The sequence below is a fragment of the Microbacterium sp. SORGH_AS_0969 genome (assembly GCF_030818255.1).
Taxonomy (GTDB): domain Bacteria; phylum Actinomycetota; class Actinomycetes; order Actinomycetales; family Microbacteriaceae; genus Microbacterium.
Genome location: NZ_JAUTAG010000001.1, coordinates 2970440 through 2990677, shown reverse-complemented (window position 1 = coordinate 2990677; position 20238 = coordinate 2970440). Strand labels below are relative to the sequence as shown.

At 69.7% G+C, this 20238-nt stretch carries 21 protein-coding genes; 9 read left to right on the top strand and 12 right to left on the bottom strand.

What is annotated here, in order from left to right; genetic code table 11:
- The first annotated feature begins 25 nt into the window (after positions 1 to 25).
- Genes QE388_RS13995 through QE388_RS13985 form a run of 3 tightly spaced genes read left to right on the top strand, consistent with a single transcriptional unit; the run spans position 26 to position 2585 of the window.
- Positions 26 to 379: a hypothetical protein gene (locus QE388_RS13995; protein WP_307385885.1), complete on the top strand. Its 354-nt coding sequence runs from the start codon at positions 26 to 28 to the stop codon at positions 377 to 379.
- Entirely contained in the window at positions 376 to 2103 is a 1728-nt protein-coding gene (locus QE388_RS13990) for a hypothetical protein (protein WP_307385883.1), read from the top strand. The genes QE388_RS13995 and QE388_RS13990 overlap by 4 nt, the downstream gene beginning before the upstream one ends.
- Positions 2100 to 2585, top strand: coding sequence for a hypothetical protein (locus QE388_RS13985; protein ID WP_307385881.1), 486 nt, complete (start codon positions 2100 to 2102; stop codon positions 2583 to 2585). The genes QE388_RS13990 and QE388_RS13985 overlap by 4 nt, the downstream gene beginning before the upstream one ends.
- Positions 2586 to 2588: 3 nt before the next feature.
- Here QE388_RS13985 and QE388_RS13980 read toward each other — a convergent pair whose 3' ends face one another.
- Positions 2589 to 3260, bottom strand: a complete 672-nt coding sequence (locus QE388_RS13980; protein WP_307385879.1) for an alpha/beta family hydrolase — start codon at positions 3258 to 3260, stop codon at positions 2589 to 2591.
- On the bottom strand, positions 3257 to 4012 hold the full coding sequence (locus QE388_RS13975) for a general stress protein (RefSeq protein WP_307385877.1): 756 nt from the start codon (positions 4010 to 4012) through the stop codon (positions 3257 to 3259). Before QE388_RS13975 ends, QE388_RS13980 begins: the two co-directional genes overlap by 4 nt.
- Before the next feature lie 72 nt (positions 4013 to 4084).
- On the opposite strand from QE388_RS13975, the gene QE388_RS13970 reads away from it, so the two are divergent.
- Genes QE388_RS13970 through QE388_RS13960 form a run of 3 tightly spaced genes read left to right on the top strand, consistent with a single transcriptional unit; the run spans position 4085 to position 7082 of the window.
- Positions 4085 to 5404 (top strand): magnesium transporter MgtE N-terminal domain-containing protein, encoded by a 1320-nt coding sequence (locus QE388_RS13970; protein WP_307385875.1) that lies wholly within the window; start codon positions 4085 to 4087, stop codon positions 5402 to 5404.
- Positions 5404 to 5931, top strand: coding sequence for a DUF1003 domain-containing protein (locus QE388_RS13965; protein WP_058613505.1), 528 nt, complete (start codon positions 5404 to 5406; stop codon positions 5929 to 5931). The genes QE388_RS13970 and QE388_RS13965 overlap by 1 nt, the downstream gene beginning before the upstream one ends.
- Entirely contained in the window at positions 5928 to 7082 is a 1155-nt protein-coding gene (locus QE388_RS13960) for an Mrp/NBP35 family ATP-binding protein (protein WP_307385873.1), read from the top strand. Before QE388_RS13965 ends, QE388_RS13960 begins: the two co-directional genes overlap by 4 nt.
- Before the next feature lie 27 nt (positions 7083 to 7109).
- Here the strand turns inward: QE388_RS13960 and QE388_RS13955 are convergent, their stop codons facing one another.
- Positions 7110 to 7481 carry a twin-arginine translocase TatA/TatE family subunit gene (locus tag QE388_RS13955; RefSeq protein WP_058613503.1) on the bottom strand — a complete coding sequence of 124 codons (372 nt, stop codon included), beginning with the start codon at positions 7479 to 7481 and terminating at the stop codon, positions 7110 to 7112.
- Between the two features lie 71 nt (positions 7482 to 7552).
- On the opposite strand from QE388_RS13955, the gene QE388_RS13950 reads away from it, so the two are divergent.
- On the top strand, positions 7553 to 8191 hold the full coding sequence (locus tag QE388_RS13950; RefSeq protein ID WP_058598008.1) for an O-methyltransferase: 639 nt from the start codon (positions 7553 to 7555) through the stop codon (positions 8189 to 8191).
- A 97-nt stretch (positions 8192 to 8288) separates the two neighbouring features.
- Here QE388_RS13950 and QE388_RS13945 read toward each other — a convergent pair whose 3' ends face one another.
- The 3 genes from QE388_RS13945 to dapE form a co-directional block, all read right to left on the bottom strand.
- Positions 8289 to 8462, bottom strand: a complete 174-nt coding sequence (locus QE388_RS13945; RefSeq protein ID WP_013586186.1) for a DUF3117 domain-containing protein — start codon at positions 8460 to 8462, stop codon at positions 8289 to 8291.
- A 93-nt stretch (positions 8463 to 8555) separates the two neighbouring features.
- Complete coding sequence (locus QE388_RS13940; RefSeq protein WP_307385870.1) at positions 8556 to 9794, bottom strand: hypothetical protein; 1239 nt, start codon at positions 9792 to 9794, stop codon at positions 8556 to 8558.
- Positions 9776 to 10852 (bottom strand): succinyl-diaminopimelate desuccinylase, encoded by a 1077-nt coding sequence (gene dapE, locus QE388_RS13935; protein WP_307385868.1) that lies wholly within the window; start codon positions 10850 to 10852, stop codon positions 9776 to 9778. Before dapE ends, QE388_RS13940 begins: the two co-directional genes overlap by 19 nt.
- Before the next feature lie 44 nt (positions 10853 to 10896).
- Here dapE and dapD point away from each other — a divergent pair, with 44 nt between their 5' ends.
- The gene (gene dapD / locus QE388_RS13930; protein ID WP_275799261.1) at positions 10897 to 11808 is read left to right on the top strand and encodes a 2,3,4,5-tetrahydropyridine-2,6-dicarboxylate N-succinyltransferase; all 912 of its coding nucleotides are present in this window, start codon (positions 10897 to 10899) and stop codon (positions 11806 to 11808) included.
- A 176-nt stretch (positions 11809 to 11984) separates the two neighbouring features.
- On the opposite strand, the gene QE388_RS13925 is transcribed toward dapD, so the two are convergent.
- From QE388_RS13925 to QE388_RS13900, 6 genes are all read right to left on the bottom strand, one after another.
- Complete coding sequence (locus QE388_RS13925) at positions 11985 to 13313, bottom strand: citrate synthase (protein WP_373426649.1); 1329 nt, start codon at positions 13311 to 13313, stop codon at positions 11985 to 11987.
- Between the two features lie 232 nt (positions 13314 to 13545).
- Positions 13546 to 14382, bottom strand: a complete 837-nt coding sequence (locus QE388_RS13920; protein ID WP_275799266.1) for a siderophore-interacting protein — start codon at positions 14380 to 14382, stop codon at positions 13546 to 13548.
- Positions 14379 to 15395, bottom strand: a complete 1017-nt coding sequence (locus tag QE388_RS13915) for an iron chelate uptake ABC transporter family permease subunit (RefSeq protein ID WP_307385865.1) — start codon at positions 15393 to 15395, stop codon at positions 14379 to 14381. Before QE388_RS13915 ends, QE388_RS13920 begins: the two co-directional genes overlap by 4 nt.
- Positions 15392 to 17398, bottom strand: a complete 2007-nt coding sequence (locus QE388_RS13910) for an iron chelate uptake ABC transporter family permease subunit (protein ID WP_307385863.1) — start codon at positions 17396 to 17398, stop codon at positions 15392 to 15394. The genes QE388_RS13915 and QE388_RS13910 overlap by 4 nt, the downstream gene beginning before the upstream one ends.
- Positions 17399 to 17505: 107 nt before the next feature.
- Positions 17506 to 18267 (bottom strand): AraC family transcriptional regulator, encoded by a 762-nt coding sequence (locus tag QE388_RS13905; protein WP_275799276.1) that lies wholly within the window; start codon positions 18265 to 18267, stop codon positions 17506 to 17508.
- Entirely contained in the window at positions 18260 to 19096 is an 837-nt protein-coding gene (locus tag QE388_RS13900) for an AraC family transcriptional regulator (RefSeq protein ID WP_307385860.1), read from the bottom strand. Before QE388_RS13900 ends, QE388_RS13905 begins: the two co-directional genes overlap by 8 nt.
- An 83-nt stretch (positions 19097 to 19179) precedes the next feature.
- Here QE388_RS13900 and QE388_RS13895 point away from each other — a divergent pair, with 83 nt between their 5' ends.
- Positions 19180 to 20235, top strand: a complete 1056-nt coding sequence (locus QE388_RS13895) for an ABC transporter substrate-binding protein (RefSeq protein WP_275799283.1) — start codon at positions 19180 to 19182, stop codon at positions 20233 to 20235.
- Positions 20236 to 20238: the final 3 nt, after the last annotated feature.

The window sequence follows — 20238 nt, the reverse complement described above, 5'->3', positions numbered from 1 at the left end:
CCGCGAAAGTCCCTAACATCCCGGCATGTCCTATGCGCTGCAGCCCGACCAGGTCATCGGGATCGCCGACCGACTGCGACGTGCCCTCGACGAGACGCTCGCGTGTTCCGATGCGCTCCGAGATGCCGTCGACGCGCTCAGCACCGCCCTGTCGGGAGCGACGTCGGCGCACGCGGCGTTCGACGACGGCGCGGAGCCTCGCGTGCGGCTGTCGCGCGGGATGGTCTCGCACGGTCTCGCCGCCGTGGCGGCTCTTCGCCGGATCATCGCCGCCTACGTGTCGGCCGACGACCAGATGGCGGCGACGACCTCCGCGGCCGATGGACGTACCGCAGCACCACTGTTCGACCCTTCGCGATTCGGTGCGCGCCCGTCATGACCATCGCTACCGCAGCGATTCCGGTCGGCCCCGCGAGCCCCGGCGAGCTCCGCCGCTGCGCGGAGGCAGTGCGCCACGCGGTCGCGCCTCTGCGACTGACCACCGAGGACATCCTGCTCGCCTGGGGGATGCTCCCCGCGGTGTACCGCGCGCCGGAGGCACAGGATCTGCAGGACGCGCTGATCACGATCGGCCCGGCGGCGGTCGAGATCGCGACGGGACTCGGCCTGGCTTGCACCGCGATCGAAACGCTGGCGGACGAGCTCGAGGCGATCGAACGCGAGCGCGATGCGCTGGTCGAGCGCATCGCGCGGCGCTCGGTCACCGGTCTGCACCAGGCACCCCTTCCCGATGATCGCTTCGGTCGGGCCGTGGCGGACGCCGTGCGCGCAGACGAGGAAGCCGCATTCCGTCGCGACTGCGCGGCCCTCGTCGACAGATGGGACGCTGCGGTCGATTCATGCACGGCGTCGCTGCGGGCGATCCCCGAGATTCCCTGGTCGCTGTCGAATGTTCTGAGTATCGATGAAGAACTCGTCGCCGAAGCGTCGACATCGATCACGGATGCCGCGGCCGTACCGCTTCTCGCCCGGTTGGCGGAGCACGGGGGCTCAGGCGCAGCCGCTCTCCTCACCGCGCACCCGGAGTGGATCGGCATCCTTCATCGCACCCGCCCGGCGGCCGTGGCCGCCTGGTGGAATGCCCTGCCCGTCGCCACGGCCGCACAGCTGACCGCAGCGATCCCCGCGGTGATCGGGAACCTCGACGGCGTGGCGATCGCGGCCCGCGTCGCCGCCAATCGCGCGCGGGCCGCGTCGCGGGTCGAAGAACTCCGCCGCCAGCGGCTGGACGCCGTCGGCGTCGTCGATGACCTCGGACACTCCCTTCGGATCCCGCTTGCGGAGGCGAACCGCCGGGTGAGCGACCTCGATCGGGAGATCGCCTACTTCCAGGCCGTCCAGGACGGACGGAAGCAGCTCTACGCGTGGAACCCCGACCATGGCTCGCTCATCGAGATGTCGGGCGATCCGGCGACAGCGACCTCGGCGCTGTTCGTCGTACCGGGGACGAACACGCGGGCGGAGTCGTTCTTCGGCGATGAGCCGGTGACGCGGTTCGCGAACTGGCAGACGAGAGCCGGGCAGGGATCCGTCATGAGCTTCACCGTCATGACGGGACCAATGCCGCAACTGAGCGAGATCCCCCTCGGGGGTGGGCCCCAGCTCAGCACATACGCTTCGCAGCGGGCGCCGGAGTACGCGAACTTCGTCCAAGGGGTCGAGGCCACGGCACCCGGTGTGTGGACCATGAGCTACGAGCACTCGTACGCCGGTGCCATCGGCAGTGCAGCAGAGGCATACGGCGGAACCGTTGATGCGCGCTTCATGGCCGCGACAGTCGGCGCCATCGGACCGTACACGCCCGATCCGCAAACGCGTTACTTCGCCGCGCAGGCACCGGACGATATCAACCGCTACTACGCGGGTTTGAGCCTCGCAGATCTCGGGTTCAGCGTGCCCCCGGAGTCCTTTCCGGGCGTACAGATCGTCGACACGGAACTCCCGGGGCTCAACCCGCGGAACGTCATTATCGGCGGCCCAGTGGGCATCCTTTCGGACAGCGTGGAACATCACAACGCACTGATGAGCGACGACGAGTCGATAAACGGACCGGTTCTCTATTCCGTTTACTCGCTCCTCCTCACGCAAGGGAAGCAACTATGAAAGCGGCTCTCGCTCTCCTCGCCTTGACGACCGCCGGCGCGCTGATGCTCAGCGGTTGCGCAGACTCTCCCCCTACGTACGATCAGGTGCGCGCTGAGACGAATGACGTTCTGAGGCAAGTGGCAGATCTTGTTCCCGACCCGAAAGAGATCGTTCCAAATGAATCCTTCGAGCCGTACAGTTGTGGCGACAACCTCACGTTCGGAGCTGGCCGCGGCAGCTTTTACACAGGTCAGTGGGAGGTATACGTCGACGACTCGTTTGACATTTCCTCATTCATCGCGCGATTCCCCGACGCAGTCGGTGACGGTTGGCGAGCCCACGATCTGGGCGTGCCCGTCAACTTTGCGCAAATCTATATGGTCCGCGACTCCCCCCGGATGTCGCTCGGCATGAGCGAGAGAACAATCGACGGCCGCAAAGCCATCGACCTCCTCGCCATCTCCCGCTGCGGCACCCTGTCCGAAGACCAGCGCCCATAACCCTCACAGCGACCGGACGAACTCCGCCAGCACCGGCGCCAATCCCGCACCGATCGCGTCCGCCGGGCGCCGCGCGCCCTTCACCTCGAACGAGTGGTTCGCGCCGGCGATCCAGTGCACGCGGGCATCCGAGCACGAGTTCACTGCCTCCATGAGTTGCTCGTGAGGGTCGACGAAGGGGTCGTTCTCTCCCTCGACGAACAGCTGCGGCGGTTTCACCCGAGGCAGGTGTTCGACCCGCGGCTTGTCCGGCCGGCCGGGAGGGTGCAGGGGGTAGCCGAGGTAGACGAGTCCGGCGGGGCTGAGGAGTCCCTCACTCGCGGCGACGGAGGCCATGCGCCCGCCGTACGACTTCCCTGCCGCGACGAAGATCCCCGGTGTCGAGGCCTCAGCGCACCACGACTGCGCACCCGCCCAGGTGCTCGTGGCCGCGGCGACGGGTCCCGGCATCCGGCGTCCCGCCTCGACGTACGGGAAGACGAACCGCAGCACGGCGAAACCGTCTTCGACGAGGGCCGCGGCAAGACCCTCGAGGAACGGGTGCGTCATGCCCGCGCCCGCCCCGTGGGCGACGGCGACCGTGGCGGACGCGCCGTCGGGCGCTTCCCAGAGCCCCGACACGCTCGACGCGCCGCCCGGCAACTCGACCGGGATCCGGACCGGTTCGGCGGTCACCGCTCTTCGCGTGGAGCCTCGGGCGCGTCGCCTCGCGGCTCCCCGGCGGCAGCGTCAGCATCGGCGGACCCGGTGCCGGCCGACTCGTCCGGATGGGCCTGCGGCGTGGGCGGAACGATGCGTTCTCCGTAGCGCGGAGGCTCGTCCGACGCGGGCGCGGCGCTCGGAGCGGCGGGACGCGGGGTTGACGGCGAGGCGGTACCCGGGGCCACCCGTTCGCCGTACTGCGGCGGAGCATCGTCCACCGAGACGGGCGGGCGTGCGACCACCGTGCGCGCGGCGCCAGTCGGTCCGAGCACTCCCCGAGCCTTGTGGAGGCTGGGGGCGGCCACGCAGACGTCGTAGTGGTCGGCGGTGACCTGCATGACCGACGCGAAGTCCCGTCGGCGCCGGATGATCGAGTAGGTGCCGAGGCTCAGGAGCATTCCGAGCGCCATGCCCACGAGCAGCACGCCGAGGAAGGTCGCGACCTGCGCCGTGGGCTGACCGAGCACGAAGATGAAGGCGAAGAGCAGACCGATCATCAGACCGTTCAGCGCCCCGGATCGCGCGGCCGTGGCGTATCCGAGACGGCCCGTGATGCGTTCGACGGACCGGAGCCCGGTCCCCACGATCGCGATGTCGCGCGCGGGTACCTCGCCGGCGATGAGGGAGGACACGGCCTTCTGGGCCTGCTCGTACGTCGGGAACGACGCGACCTTCTCGCCGACCTCGTCGCGCCCGGCTCCCGGCCGCCCCGTCAACATACTCATTTCACCATCTTGTCACGCGCTCCTGAGGCGTCACCGAGGTGTTCGCGATGAGCTGCGGACTACGCTGTACCGGTGAGCACGCAAAGGGTTTTCGTCGCCCGCTTGGCGGGCTGCACGGTGTTCGATCCGGCGGGCGACCGCCTGGGGAAGGTGCGAGACGTCGTGGTGATCTACCGCGCGTCAGCCGCGCCGCGCGTCGTGGGGCTCGTCGTCGAGATTCCCGGGCGCCGACATGTGTTCGTGTCCATCGGACGCGTCACCTCCATCCAGGCCGGTCAGGTCATCACGACCGGCCTCATCAATGTGCGCCGATTCCAGCAGCGCGGCGGCGAGGTCCGCGTCATGGCCGAGATGCTCGGCCGCCGCGTGAGCCTGGTCGACGGCTCGGGTACAGCCGTGATCGAGGACGTCGCGATCGAGCGCAACCGCCTCGGCGAATGGGACGTGGGCCAGCTGTTCCTTCGTCGCCCGCGAACGAGCGCCTCCCCGTTCGCGAAAGGGGCCACGACGTTCGCGGCGTGGACCGAGGTGCGCGAGAACCAGACGCCGGGCGAAGCGCAGTCGGCCGAGCAGCTCGTCGCGACGTACTCCGAGCTCAAGCCGGCCGATCTCGCCAACACCCTGCTCGACCTGCCCGAGGAGCGCCTCATCGAGGTCGCTGAAGAGCTCAGCGACGACCGTCTCGCCGATGCCCTCGAAGAGATGCCCGAAGACGAGCAGGTGCACATCCTCGAGCAGCTCGGCGACGAGCGCGCCGCCGACATCCTGGATGCCATGGAGCCCGACGACGCGGCCGACCTCCTCGGCCAGTTGCCCGAGTCCCGTTCGGAGCAGCTGCTCGAGCTCATGGAGCCCGAGGAGGCCGACGACGTGCGCGCCCTTCTTCAGTACGGCCCCGACACCGCCGGCGGTCTCATGACCCCGGAGCCCATCGTGCTGTCGGCGGATGCCACCGTGGCCGAGGCCCTGGCCCTCATCCGCCGCCACGAGTTGCACCCCGCTCTCGCGGCATCCGTCTTCATCACCCTGCCGCCCTACGAGACGCCGACGGGGCGGCTCCTCGGCACCGTGCACTTCCAGCGGATGCTCCGCTACCCGCCGCACGAGCGCCTCGGCGCCATCATCGACGACACGCTCGAGCCGGTGCCCGCAGACGCGACGGCGGCCGAAGCGGCTCGGCTCCTGGCGAGCTACAACCTCGTCTCGCTGCCCGTCATCGACCAGGCGCACCGGCTCGTCGGCTGCGTCAGCGTCGACGATGTCCTCGACTACCTCCTGCCCGACGACTGGCGCACCCACGACAGCGATGATCCGACGCCCAAGGTCACACTCAGACCGACCGCGACGCAGAGCATCCCCGTCCAGACCCCACCGACCCCGAGGAGGCGCTGATGGCTCGGAACAACCGCCAGCCCGCTCTCGACGCGCCCCGCGGTCGCGGCCGCGTTCTCGCCCCGCGTACGCCGCAGCCGTCTCGCGATCGCTTCGGCCGATTCACCGAATGGGTGGCGCGCGCGATGGGCACGCCGACCTTCCTCCTGTCGCTGACGCTGTTCTGCGTGCTGTGGATGGGATGGAACTCGATCGCCCCCGACGACTGGCGCTTCGACTCCGCCGCGATCGGCTTCACCGCGCTGACCCTCGTGCTCTCTCTGCAGGCGTCGTACGCGGCCCCCCTGATCCTGCTCGCGCAGAACCGCCAGGACGATCGCGACCGCGTGCAGATCGAACAGGATCGTCAGCGCGCCGAGCGCAATCTCGCCGATACCGAGTACCTCGCACGCGAGATCGTCGCCCTGCGCATGGCCGTCCGCGACCTGACGGACGAGGTCATCACGAAGGACACGCTGCGTGCCGAGCTGCGCGCCGCACTCCAACGACTCGACGACCACGACGAGCAGTCACGGCCCGCGCCGTGACGGTCGAACTCGCCGAACGTGTCCGCGCGGCTGTCGCCGCGGTGACCGATCCCGAGCTCCGGCGACCCCTCGGCGAGCTCGACATGGTGCGCGAGATCGACGTCCACGGCTCCACGGCCGACGTCGAGATCGCGCTGACGATCGTCGGATGTCCCGCCGCGGACCGCATCGAGCGGGATGTCCGGGATGCCGCGGCCTCGGTCGCCGGGATCGATGCGGTCGACGTGCGCGTCGGGGTGATGTCGCCCGACGAGCGCAGAGCCCTCACCGAGAAGCTCCGTGGCGGTCGGGCGAAGCGGGAGATGCCCTTCGGCCCGGACTCGCTCACGCGCGTCATCGCCGTCACCAGCGGCAAAGGCGGTGTGGGGAAGTCGACGTTGACAGCCAATCTCGCGGTCGCTCTCGCGGCCCGAGGCCTCCGCGTCGGCTTGATCGACGCCGACGTGCACGGCTTCTCGATCCCCGGGCTGCTCGGCCTGATCGATGCCGACGGCCTTCCGCCCGCCCCGACAAGGATCGACGAGCTCATCCTGCCGCCGGTGGCCTACGGGGTGAAGGTGATCTCGATCGGTATGTTCCTCCGTCGTCCGGGAGAGGATGCCGCGGGCGCCGTCGCGTGGCGGGGTCCGATGCTCCACCGCACCGTGCAGCAGTTCCTCACCGACGTGTTCTTCGGGGACCTCGATGTGCTGCTGCTCGACATGCCGCCGGGAACGGGCGACGTGGCGATCTCCGTGGGCCAGCTGCTCCCCCACGCCGACGTCCTCGTCGTGACCACTCCGCAGGCGGCGGCGGCTGATGTCGCGGTCCGTTCCGGAACGGTTGCCCGTCAGACGGGGCAGCGCGTGATCGGGGTCATCGAGAACATGGCCGCGATGACGCTCCCGGACGGCAGCTCGCTCGACCTGTTCGGCTCCGGCGGCGGCGAGGCCGTGGCTCGCGCCCTGTCGACCGCCGACTCCGACGTGCCCCTCCTGGCATCCGTGCCGTTGAGCCCGGCACTGCGCGGAGGCGGAGACGACGGTCACCCCGTGGTGCTCGGCGCACCCGACGATCCCGCGTCGCGTGCCATCGACGCGGCGGCGGCGGCTCTCGCGGTCAACCCGCGCGGGCTCGTGGGACGAGCGCTCCGCGTCACCCCGTCGGCGTGACCACTGCCCGCTGACGGGCGGCGCGTCTCAGGTGGACTCGTCGTCGAACGGGGGAACCGACCCGGGAACGAAGGGCGGCTTCTCGGGTGTGACACGCGCGGCGACGGCGGCGGCACCGGCGGCGCGCATCGTCGCCGTCGGGGTGTCGTCGAGGAGAGCTTCGCGGACGATGCGACGCGGGTCGTACTGACGCGGGTCGAGCTTGCGCCAGTCGACCTCGTCGAACTCCGGCCCCATCTCCTCGCGCATGCGCGATTTCGCTCCCTGCAGCGTCTCTTTCGCGCGACGGGTGAGCTTCGCGAGGGCTTCGGCGTACTTGGGGAGGCGCTCGGGGCCGATGACGAGTGCGGCGACCACACCGATCAGCATGAGCTTCTCGATGGTGAGCCCGAAGAACATGAGTTCAGATTACCCGCCGCGCCTCGGCCTCCGGCACGACCCCGCCCTCTAGCCTGGGCACGGAGGTCCAGGTGAGTGGTTACGAGGCGAACGAACGGTTCGTGCAGGAATCGACGGTGGAGCCGGAGCACATCGCCCGGGCTCGCGCGCACGCGCTCGAGCTGGGTGCCGCCCCGATCAGCCCCGCGGTCGGCGCGCAGACGGCGCTTCTCGCGGCCGCGACGCGCGCGCTGAACGTCGTCGAGGTCGGCACGGGCGGCGGCGTCTCGGGACTCTGGCTCTTGCACGGTTCTCCGCGCGCCACGCTGACCACCATCGACAGCGAGCCGGAGCATCTCGGAGCCGCGCGTGCCGCGTTCGCCGATGCGCGGATTCCTGCGGCTCGAGCACGCTTCATCACCGGTCGTGCGGCCGAAGTCCTCCCCCGCATGAACGAAGCGTCGTACGACATCGTCTTCATCGACGCCGACCCCGACGGCGTCATCGAATACGTCGAGCACGGCCTGCGCCTCGTGCGCGCGGGCGGCACGGTGCTCATTCCGCGCGTCCTCGCGGGCGGCGCCGTCGCCGATCCCGTTCGCCGCGACGCGGTGACGACGGCGTACCGCTCCCTCATCCAGGAGGTGCAGGCCTCACCCGCCGTCTTCGGAGCCCTGTCCACCACGGGCGAAGGGCTCCTTCAGCTGACGACCGTCTCGCCGACGTCCTGAGCGGGCATAACCCCGCGATTCATCCGCTGCACCGCGATACTCACCAACGAGAGAAGGCCGGCCCCGTCAGGGACCGGCCTTCTCTCGTGAAGTTCCGTCAGGATGCGTTGACGACACCACCGAGCACGTCGTGCAGTTCCTTCGCCTCGGCATCGTTCACCGAGACGACGAGTCGCCCGCCACCCTCGAGCGGCACGCGCACGATGATCAGCCGGCCCTCCTTCACGGCCTCCATCGGTCCGTCACCGGTTCGCGGCTTCATGGCTGCCATCGCGGCCCCCTTTTCGTCGTTGGTCTCCTGACAGTTTACCGGTAGCGCGCGTCGCGCGTCGTCCGGCGCGGCGAGCGGCGGCACGGCATCCGTTCAAGGGATCTGCCAGTAGGTGTTGGCCAGGGCGTACATGTTGTAGATCCACCACCACTGCCCGAGCAAAGCCAGGGCGAGGACCCCGACGCGCCAGGCGGTGGACCGAGGCACCGCGAGTGCTCCCCACAGGGGCGACACCGGCAGGAGCAACCGGAAGATGCTCGACTGCGGGAAGAACACGAGGAGCAGGTAGATCAGATAGCTGGCCGACCAGAGGCGCACCTCGACACCGAGCCGTCGAACCGGGCCGAGGAACCACAGCGCGAGAGAGACCCCCACGACGAGGACCACCAGCGCGACGTAGCCGAGCCAGGCCCCGAGTCCCCACTGGGTGAACCAGAACGCGGCGGCCTGCACCCAACCCTCGATCGGGATGAAATGGCCGCTCGCATCGGCGATCCAGTTGCGGCGCCACGCGAGCTCCGTCGCGAGGTACGCGCCCGCGTCGCCCGTGACCATCGCCGCGATGCTCTGCCACGCGAAGCCGACGACCACGCTGACGAGCCCGAGGGCGACGATGTGCACACTCTCGCGTCTCGGGAGCGGATCGCTGCGACGCCGGACGAAACGGTGGATGCCGTACAGGGCGAGGAACAGCGCGAAAGCGAGGATTCCCGGCCGGGTGAACCCCATGACGGGGACGAGGAGGTACAGCCACCCCCATCGCCGTCGCTGTACGCAGCGCAGCGCCATGAAGAGGAGGAACAGGAACAGCGATTCGGCGTATCCGACCTGGAAAAGCGCGGCCAAGGGACCGGCGGCGAAGAAGACCACCGCCCAGGTGGCCGCCGCATCGCCCACGCGATCACGGAAGAGCGTGTGCAGCGTCAGGCTCGCGCCGTAACCGGCGAGGAGCGAGATCGTGACCGCCCCGGCACCCCAGGACCCCAGAAGAGCCCCCAGCCCCGCCGAGAGGTACGGGTACAGCGGAAGGAACGCCCACGCGTTCTCCGACACCGCCCCCTCGGCGTTGACGGGCAGCACGGACGGATACCCCGACACGGCCGCAAGCCAGTACCACTGCGCGTCCCACCCGAGGGCGAGCTCTCCCAGCGACGGGTCGACGCCGTAACGCGATGCCGGTCCCGACATCCCCGCCGCGAGCAGGAAGAAGACCGTCGTGACAACGCGGGCCGCGACGTAGATCAGGGCGATACGCCACGGCACGGGCAGACGAGCCCATCCCCGGACGGTTCCGGATGCCGCGACCTCGGTGGTCACGACCCGCTCAGCCACGCTCGCAGGCCGTGTTCCACGGCGTCGATCTGCGCCACGGGAACGCGCTCCTCGTCGTGGTGCGCGAGGTGCGGATCGCCCGGGCCGTAGTTGACGGCCGGGATGCCGAGCGCCGAGAACCGGGCGACGTCGGTCCATCCGTACTTCGGACGGGGTGTGGCGCCGACCGCCGCCACGAACTCCTGCGCCAGCGGCGCATCGAGACCCGGACGCGCGCCCTCGGCGACGTCGAATATCTCGACGTCGAAACCGGTGAACACATCGCGGACCACTCGTTCGGCACCCGCGGCGTCGCGACTCGGGGCGAAGCGGTAGTTCACCTCGACCTCGCACGCGTCGGGGATCACGTTGCCCGCGACTCCCCCGGAGATCTTCACGGCGTTGAGACCTTCGCGATAGAGCAGCCCCTCGACCTCGATCTCACGAGCGCGGTACTCGGCGAGGCGCGCGAGAATCGGCGCCGCCTTGTGGATCGCGTTCTCACCGATCCACGACCGAGCGCTGTGCGCGCGGACGCCGTCGGTTCGGATGACGGCGCGAAGCGTGCCGTTGCATCCCCCCTCGACCTCGCCGTTACTGGGTTCCCCCAGGATCGCGAAGTCTCCGACGAAGAGATCGGGCCGGTTGCGCGAGAGTCGTCCCAGACCGTTCAGCGACGAGTCGACCTCCTCGTGGTCGTACCACATCCACGTGATGTCGACCGGGGGCGCGACGAGCTCTGCGGCCAACTTGAGCTGCACGGCGACCCCCGCCTTCATATCGACGGTCCCGCGGCCCCAGAGCACGGCTTCGCCGTCGACGTCGCGGTCCTCGACGGGGAGGTTGCGGTTGATGGGCACGGTGTCGATGTGCCCGGCGATCACCACCCGACGTGCGCGGCCGAGGTCGGTGCGCGCGACGATCGTGTCCTCGTCCCGGATGACCTCGAGGTGGTCGTAGTCGGCCAGGGCGGCGGCGATGGCATCCGCGAGAGTGGTCTCGTCGCCGGACACGCTCGGGATGTCGCAGATGGCGCGCGTGAGATCGAGCGAGGACGACGTGAGATCGAGCGACGGCATGCCCCCGATCCTATCCAGCGCGGTGCCGCCGGTAGCCTGGAGCCGTGAGCAACGAACGACGTATCAGCGCTGCCGGACTCTCGACCATCGCCGAGGGAGGGACCGTGCTCGACGCGTGGTTCCCGAAGCCGTCCCTGGGCGGCGAGCCCGAGGTCTCCACCGATCTCGAGGCCCAGGCCGGGGCCGATGAGCGCCGCAATGTCCGTATCGAGACGGTGTCACTGACCATCGATGCCGACGCGGCCCCGACGTCCACGGTCGACGCCTATCTGCGCCTCCACGCGCTGTCGCACCTGCTCGTGCGCCCGAACGAGATCAACCTCGACGGCATCTTCGGGCACCTCCCCAACGTCGCGTGGACCAACGCCGGCCCGATCCACCCCGATGACGCGGCGCGCCTGCGTCCCGCGCTCCAGAGGCACGGCATCCAGATCCAGGGGCTCGACAAGTTCCCGCGCCTCACGGACTACGTCTCCCCGGCCGGCGTCCGGATCGCCGACGCCTCGCGTGTTCGCCTCGGCGCGCACCTCTCCCCCGGCACGACGGTGATGCACGAGGGCTTCGTGAACTTCAACGCCGGCACGCTCGGCTCCTCGATGATCGAAGGACGTGTCTCGCAGGGCGTGGTGATCGGCGACGGGACCGACATCGGCGGCGGCGCCTCGATCATGGGCACCCTCTCCGGCGGCGGGACCCACCGCGTCTCGATCGGTGCGCGCACGCTGCTGGGTGCCAACGCGGGCATCGGCATCTCGCTCGGCGACGACTGCGTCGTCGAGGCGGGCCTCTATGTCACGGCCGGCACGAAGGTGAAGGTCGGCGACGAGGTCGTCAAGGCGGGCGAGTTGTCGGGGCGCAACGGCATCCTGTTCCGGCGCAATTCGCTGACGGGCGCCGTCGAAGCCTCGGCGCGAGCGGGTGTCGGCGTGACGCTGAACGAGGCGCTGCACGCCTGAGCCGCGGCACTCCCCTCTCATAAACGCGATCCACGCACAGAAACGCGCTCTCCCCGTGTTTCTGCGCGTGGATCGCGTTTATGCGCGCGCTACCCGCGCTGGGCCTACCCGCGCTGGCCCGCAAATCGGAACGCCCCGTCCCTCGGAAGAGAGACGGGGCGTTTCCGGCGGCGGGATCAGCCGATGCCGGGGTAGTTGCGCTCGGCAGCCCCGGTGTACAGCTGCTGCGGGCGGCCGATCTTGGTCTGCGGGTCGGTGATGGCCTCGCGCCACTGGGCGAGCCAGCCGGGCAGGCGCCCGATCGCGAACAGCACGGTGAACATGCGCGTGGGGAAGCCCATCGCCTTGTAGATCACGCCGGTGTAGAAGTCGACGTTCGGGTACAGACGACGTTCCTTGAAGTAGTCGTCCTGCAGGGCGATCTGCTCGAGCTCTTTCGCGAGGTCGAGCAGTGGGTCGCTGACGCCGAGGGCCTCGAGGACCTCGTCCGCCGCTTCTTTCACGAGCTTGGCGCGCGGGTCGTAGTTCTTGTAGACCCGGTGGCCGAAGCCCATGAGCTTGACGCCCTCTTCTTTGTTCTTCACCCGCTCGACGAAGCGCTCGACGCTCTCGCCGGAGTCGCGGATGCGGCCGAGCATCTGCAGCACGGCCTCGTTGGCGCCGCCGTGAAGGGGGCCGGACAGAGCCTGGATGCCGGCGGAGATCGACGCGAACTGGTTGGCGCCGGTCGAGCCCACCAGACGCACCGTCGAGGTCGAGGCGTTCTGCTCGTGGTCGGCGTGCAGCATGAGCAGAAGGTCGAGCGCCTTCGTCATCACCGGGTTGACCTCGTAGATCTCGCTCAGCACACCGAAGTTGAGCTTGAGGAAGTTGTCGACGAAGCCGAGCGAGTTGTCGGGGTACAGGAAAGCCTGCCCGATGCTCTTCTTGTGGGCGTAGGCCGCGATCACCGGGAGCTTCGCGAGCATGCGAACCGTGTTCAACTCGACGTGCTCGGGGTTGTGCGGGTCCGATTCGGACTCGTAGTAGGTCGAGAGCGCCGCGGTGGCCGCCGACAGCACCGACATCGGGTGCGCGGTCGGGGGCAGCGACGAGAAGAACCGCTTGAGGTCCTCGTGCAGAAGCGTGTGACGACGGATGCGCTCGTCGAACGAGGCGAGTTCGGATGCCGACGGCAGTTCGCCGTAGATCAGCAGCCAGGCCACCTCGAGATAGGTGCTGTTCTTCGCGAGCTGCTCGATCGGGTACCCGCGGTAGCGCAGGATGCCCTGGTCGCCATCGATGTACGTGATGTCGGACTTCGTCGACGCGGTGTTCACGAAGCCGTAGTCGAGCGTCGTGTGGCCGGTCTGCTTCGTCAGCGACGCGATGTCGATGCTCGGGATGCCGTCGGTTCCCCGGAGCACCGGGAATTCGGCGGTGGTGCCCCCCACCGTGAGGGTGGCCTTGTCGTTCTGCGTTCCCGCGTCGCTCACCGCGCCTCCTTGCGATTTCTGGTCGCCCATTTGTTCGGCCACGGGGGCGGAGGCACCCGCGGTCTTCTCGACCGGTGGATGCCACGAGTGCGGCCTCACGGTCGACACGCGCTCGGAGGGATGCCCGAGCACAGTGCTTTTACAGCCTAGTAGGCCGGGGCACGTACAGATGACAAGGCCAAAGGATGCCCCCATCGAATGGAGGGATCCTCCTCATCGCTCCCGTGATGCGCCGCGACGCCGTCCGCACCGGCATCCGGCGTCACAACAGACCCTTCGACGACAGCAGCTCCTCGAGGAGGTCGGCCTGCGTCTCCTCGTCGACCGGTGCCGCGAGCACCTCGTCGATCGCGGCCTTGAACGCGGGCCCTGCCGCGTCGAGACGGGCAGACCAGCGCTCGCTGTCACGACGCCAGTAGCCCATCGTCGTCCACCGCTGGGCAGGGATGCCGAGCTCTCGGCGCAGCCGCGCGCGAACAGCCCTCATGTCGGCGGCCTCTCCCGAGAACCAGACGTACGCGGTCGGATCGAATCCGCACCGGCGTCGCGTCTCGTCGACGAGGTCCTCCGACGAGCACCACAGAACGTCGTCGCCCGGGCGTACGGCCAGGTCGGAGCGGTCGGCGGGATCATCGACGCCGATGACGAGCGTCGCCGGGGGCGCCTCCCGATGCGGCAGCCGTTCCTCGAGAATGCGCCCGAGAGCAGGGAGCGCCGTCGCGTCGCCGCAGAGGAGCAGGCTCGACGTATCGGGCGGCGGGGCATAATGCCCGCGCGGGGCGTCGAAAGCGACGGTGTCTCCGACAGCGGCGCGGGCGGCCCACTCTGTCGCGGGGCCCGCGCCGTGCAGGAGCAGGTCGACGTCGATCTCACCACGGTCTGCGCGGTGATGCCGCACCGTGTAGTACCTCTTGACGGGTTGCGCGCCGGGCACCGGCACCCACAGACCGAAGAACTCGTCCGCCGGCCCGGCATCCGGCAGCCGGGATCCGTCGAGACCGCCGATCGCTCCGAGGGTCACGCGCACCATGTGCGGCGTGACCCGGGACACGGCGACCACACGCGCCTCGTATCCTGGGCGATCGTCTCGAACAGTCATCGACGGGTCCTTTCTCGCGAGGTGAGCAGCCAGGCCAAATAGACGCCTCCGAGGCAGACCGTCACGAGGCCCGTCGGCAGCATGACGGGGGCAAGCGCGCGGGAGGCGATCAGATCGCTCGCGCCGAGAAGCGCGGCCCCCACGAACGCCGAGGCGGCGAACGGGATCGTGCCGGTGAGCCAGACGCGACGCGCGATCTGGGGAGCGGCCAGGGCGATGAATCCGACGGGGCCGGCGACGGCGGTGGCCACGGCGATGAGCGCGACCCCGATCACCATGGCCGCCCACCGCAGCCAGGTCGGGCGAACGCCCAGACTCGTGGCCCGCTCGTCGCCGAATTCGAGCAGATGCAGGGAACGCGCCAGGGCCGCGATGACGAGGGCCCCGGACGCGAGGCTCAGCACCGCGGGGAGGATGCCGTCGGCGCTGACCCCGTTGAGCGAGCCCGTCGCCCAGACAGCTGCAGCACGGGCGCGCACGTCGTCGAGACGTACCACGAGGACCACGTTGACGGCGGCGAGCATCGCGCTGACGCCGATGCCGGTGAGCACGACCGCGACACCCCCGAATCCCGCACGCGCACAGAGGACGAAGACGAGGACGGCGGCCACCAGGCCACCCCCGATGGCACCGCCCGTCAACGCGAGGACCGAGGTCGCGCCCGCGAGGGTGACCGCGAGAACTCCGGTGAACGCGCCGACGGAGAAGCCGAGGATGTCGGGGCTTCCGAGGGGATTGCGCGTCACCGTCTGGAACAGCGCACCCGAGAGCGCGAGGAGGGCGCCGACCACGATGCCGAGCACCGCCCGGGGCAGACGCCACTGTTGCACGACGAGCACCGTGCCCGCATCGCCCGCGCCGACGAGTGCTGCCAGCGCTCCCGTGGGGGTGACGCCGAGGTCGCCGAGGGTCAGCGTGCCCAACACCGACGCGACGAGGACTCCCCCGACGACGACCGCGGCGAGCAGTCGCCGTCGACGCAGACGCGGGGGCACGCGCACGATGGCCGTCACACCGGTCTCCGATATCTGTGCACCAGAGCGATGAGGACGGGAGCCCCGAGAAACGCCGTGACAACCCCGAGGGGTACTTCCGCTGGCGCCGCGACCGTCCGGGCGAGGAGATCGGCGACCAACAGCAGCACGGGCCCGGCGGCGAGACTCGCCCAGAGAGCGCGCACCTGATCGGCACCGGTGAACGCCCGGACGGCGTGCGGGACGAGGAGCCCGACGAAGGCGACGGGCCCGATCGCCGCGGTGGCCGTTCCGCACAGCACCACGACGGCGACGAGACCCGCCACGCGCACGCGCGTCACTCGTCCGCCCAGGGCCTGAGCGGTGTCGTCGCCCAGCATCAGCAGGTTCAGCCCGGGCCCGATCGACAGAGCGAGGATCACCCCCGCAGCGATCACGCCCGTCACCAGCAGGGCCGTCGGTGTGTCGCGAGCCGCGAGCGATCCGGCCTCCCAGACGCGGATGCGAGCGTACTGCCCGGGGTCGACGAGGCTCACGGCCTGGGTGAGACCCGAGACGACGGCGGTGAAGGCGACGCCGGCCAGCACGAGCCGTGCCGCGGATGCCGAGCGCCCGACGCCGCCGAGCAGAGCGACGAGCAGGCCGGCCACCGCCGCCCCCACCGCGGCGACCGCCAATGTCACACCGAATCCGCGCAGGCCCAGGACGACGAAGGCGAAGGTCACCGCCAGCGACGCTCCCGCGTTGACCCCGAGGATGCCCGGCTCGGCGAGGGGGTTCCGCGTGAGCGCCTGCATCACCACGCCGGAGATCGCGAGAGCCGCGCCGACGGCGACCGCCAGCACGAGCCGCGGGAGCCGCAGCGTGTGCACGATGAGCGCGGTCTGCGATCCGTCGGGATGCACGAGAAGACCGAGCGCACGAGCCGGCGTCAGCATCGGCTCACCGACGCACAGCTCGGCCACCGCGAGCGCGAGACCGACCAGGACGATCGCGGTGCCGACGGCGACGCGCGCTGCCCGAGGGCGCCGAACGCCCGGGCGTTCCCGGACGGCCGCACCGGTCACTTCTGCAACGGCTCGAGCACCGTGTCGACGAGCTCGTGTACCCAATCCTGCGCGGTGACGTAGTCGGTCACGGTCGAGCGCATCCCGTACACGTGACCGCTCTGCGCGACGGGCAGTGTCTGGAAGAGCGGCGAATTCACGATCTCGCTGACGGTGGGATCGGGGGTGCCGTCCGCGGAGGAGAAGGTGAGTGCGACGGTCACGCCGTCGAACACCGTCGGCAGTTGCTCGAGCGGCAGAGCCGTGTATCCGCGGCCGTCGGTGTCGGGCAGCGAAAGCCGCACCGGGGCCATACGCGAGTCCCATCTCGTTCACCACGAGATCGCCGGTCGAGCCGGTGGGCAGTTGGACCGAGAACTGCCCGGGCTCGTCGCCGAACGAGAAGTTGATCCAGCGGTTCCCCTCGATCACGTCGCGGTAGGTCTGCCTGGTGTCGTCGCGGAGCTTCTCGAACGCGGCCTTCTCGGCCTCCCAGGTCGCGGTCGTCCCGGTGGCGGCGGCGGTCTGCCGAGTGATGCTCTGCCAGTCGCCGCGATCGACGCCGCCGGTCACGACGGTCGGGGCGATGGCGCTGAGCCTCTCGTACGTCGCCTGATCGATCTCATCCGCCGTGCCGATGATGACGTCGGGGCGGGCGGCGGTGAGGGCCTCGAAGTTGATCTCGCCGAAAGTTCCCACGGTCGCGGCATCCGAGATCCAGTCCATCTGCGCGGTCGTGAAGCTGTCGGCCCACCGCGAGTAGTCGATCGTGGCGACGGGCTTCACGTCGAGCGACATCAGCTGCCACGGGGTGTCGTACGACACCGCGGCGATCCTCTCGGGCTGCTGGGGCACGGTGACCTCACCGTACGCCGACTCGACGGTGGTGGAGGCGATGGATGCCGAAGACGGAGCTGTCACGGCGCACCCCGAGAGCAGGGCGAGGGTGAGCGCGGCGGCGGAGACCGACAGGGCGGCGCGGCGGCGTGTGAGCACGGGAAAGCTCCTCTTTCTTAGGTAAGGGATACCTAATTATCGCGAGGGGTCAACGGCGCTCGAGAGCACAAACCTCCGCAAATCAGTCGAGTTCTTTCGCAGATCGGTCAACGCGCGGCGAACTCGCGCGGACTCACCCCCGCCGCTTCCCGAAAAGCCGTCGAGAACGCCGCCGCCGAGTCGTACCCGACGCGATGCGCGACCACGCCCACCGCCTGCCCCGCCGCGAGAGCCGCCATCGCCGCCTGCATACGGAGCCGCGAACGCCAGCGAGAGAAGGGTTCGCCCGTCTCGTCACGGAAGCGCCGCGTGAAAGTCCGCGTGCTCACCGCACAATGCCGCGCCCACTCCTCCACCGTGCGGGGGTCGCCGGGGTCCGCGGCGAGCGCGTGAGTGACCCGCCGCAGCCAGGGCGTGCGAGGGTGCGCGAACCCCGCATCGGGCCGCGCGCCGACGGAGAGCAAGTCGAGCGCGAAGGACTCCGCCCGCGCGCGGCGTTCGCCGGCGCGCTCCGTCGTGCCGGCGGGGCCGGAATGCTCGACGTCGAGGTGCGTGAGGACATCGTCGAGCAACGTCGACGTGGTCAGCAGCGTCGGACGCACCAGGGCGTCGGGGACGGCACCGCGCGCGAACCACGTGCAGCGCATGGTGTTGCCCGCACTCGCATGCACCTCGTGGGACGCACGGGCGGGGATCCAGATCGCCGCGCCCCGAGGGACGACGAAGACGGCGCGCTCGGTCGAGACCGTCACGACCCCGGTGATGGAGGACAAGAGCTCATGGTCCGGGTGATCGTGCGTCGGCCACCGCTCCCCGGCGTCGGCAGGGGTCACGATCTCGATCGACTCCAAGCGCGGCGACTCAGACATCGATCTCCCGCGTGCGTCCGGCGTAGGCAGCCGGCGTCATGCCGAACCTCGAGCGGAACGCCGAGATGAAGCTGCTCACCGAGTCGTAACCGACCGCGAGCGCGACCTCGTGCACGGGCGCACCCTGGACGAGCAGCCCGACGGCGACGTGCAGGCGCGCCCGCACTCTCCACTCGCGGAACGTGCGCCCGGTGTCGGAGACGAAGGCACGGGCGATGGTCTTCGCACTGACCCCCTCCTGGGCCGCCCACGCGTCGAGGTCCCGATCGTCGTCGGGCGCGGCGAGGAGTGCGACGGCGATAGCGCGGGCGCGCGGATCCTGCGGAAGGGCGACGACCTCGCGCGAGACGGGCGCTTCGGCGATCAGATCGCTAAGGAGGCCGAAACACTCCTGCCGTCGCGTCTCGCGCCGCCCTTCGGCGGCGAGGTACCGCAGGAGCGCCCCGGCGAGCGGATCAAGCGTGAGCGCGCGCGCCCGATTCCACCCCTCCGGACTCGGTCGGTGCCGTTGATCCACGTAGGCGCTGACGAGCTCCCCCGGCTCGGTGAAGCGCATCTCGTGCAGCACCCCGGTGGGGATCCACGCCGCGTGGTCGCGACGGAGGTGCCACCGATCGGAGCCGACCGACACCTCCATGGACCCGGATGCCATCCACGCGAGCTGGTCCTCCTCGTGGCGATGCAACGCGAATCCGCTGCCGCCGTCGACGAATGTCGACGTGACCGCGAACTCGGCGAATGTCCACTGGCGAACATGCGACGGGGAGACAGCCGCACCCACGCGGTCAACGTGTTCACCAGGCGGCAGGATCGTGTCCTCGATCAGCACGGAGTGTCTCCTCACGACGATGGCGAGCAAAGTAAGGCAAGGCTAACCTAGCGGCGCCCTTACCCGTCTACCCGAGAGCCTCCATGTCCGTCACCCTGCACCGCTCCCGTCCCGCGCGCCTCGCCGCGCTCGGCACCGTCCTCGCCGTCACCGCCGCCCTCCTCGCCGGCTGCGGCGGCACCGCCACGGCGGTCGCCGAGAACACGACCTATTCGACCGAACCGAGCGACACGTTCCCCGTCACCGTGACCCACCAGTTCGGCGAGACCACGGTCGAGGCCGAACCCCAGCGCGTCGTCGTCGTGGGCCTCACCGAGCAGGACATCCTCCTCGAACTCGGCACACCCCCCATCGCCACGACCGAGTGGTACGGAGAACAGCCGTACGCCGTCTGGCCATGGGCGACCGATCTGCTCAACGGCGCCGAGCCCACCGTGCTGTCGGCCACCGACGGCTTCGAGTTCGAGAAGATCGCCTCGCTCGAGCCCGACCTCATCGTCGGCACGAACGCGAACATGACGGCCGACGACTACACCAAGCTCAGCGCGATCGCTCCCACGATCGCGAGCGTCCCCGGCAGCGAGCGCTACTTCTCCGACTGGAAGGGTCAGACCCGGCAGATCGCGCAGGCGATGGGACGCAGCACCGAGGGCGAGAAGCTCATCACCGGCATCGAAGAGCAGTACGCGGCGGCCGCGGCCGCCCACCCCGAGTTCGCCGGCAAGACGGCGTCGTTCTCGCAGGGCGGCCCCTGGGAGGGCAGCATCTACGTGTATCCCGACGGCCTGAACACCGACTTCCTCACCGACCTCGGCTTCGTGATCACCCCGGGGCTCGAGAAGTACGTTCAGCAGAAGGGCGCGCAGGCGCTCATCTCGGGCGAGAACATGTCGCTCATCGACGCCGACGTCATCGTCTTCGCCACCGAGAGCGCCGACTCGCTGCCTGCGCTGCTCGACTTCGGAACGACGCGGTCGCTGTCGGCGGTCACCGGAGGACGCGCCGTCTACACTGACGCCGAGCTCGCGGGCGCCATCTACTTCCTCACGCCGCTGAGCCAGAAGTACGTCATCGACAAGCTCGTCCCCCGCCTCGAGAAGGCCGTCGCCGGCACCTCCCCGCAGAGTGTCGAGGGCTGACCC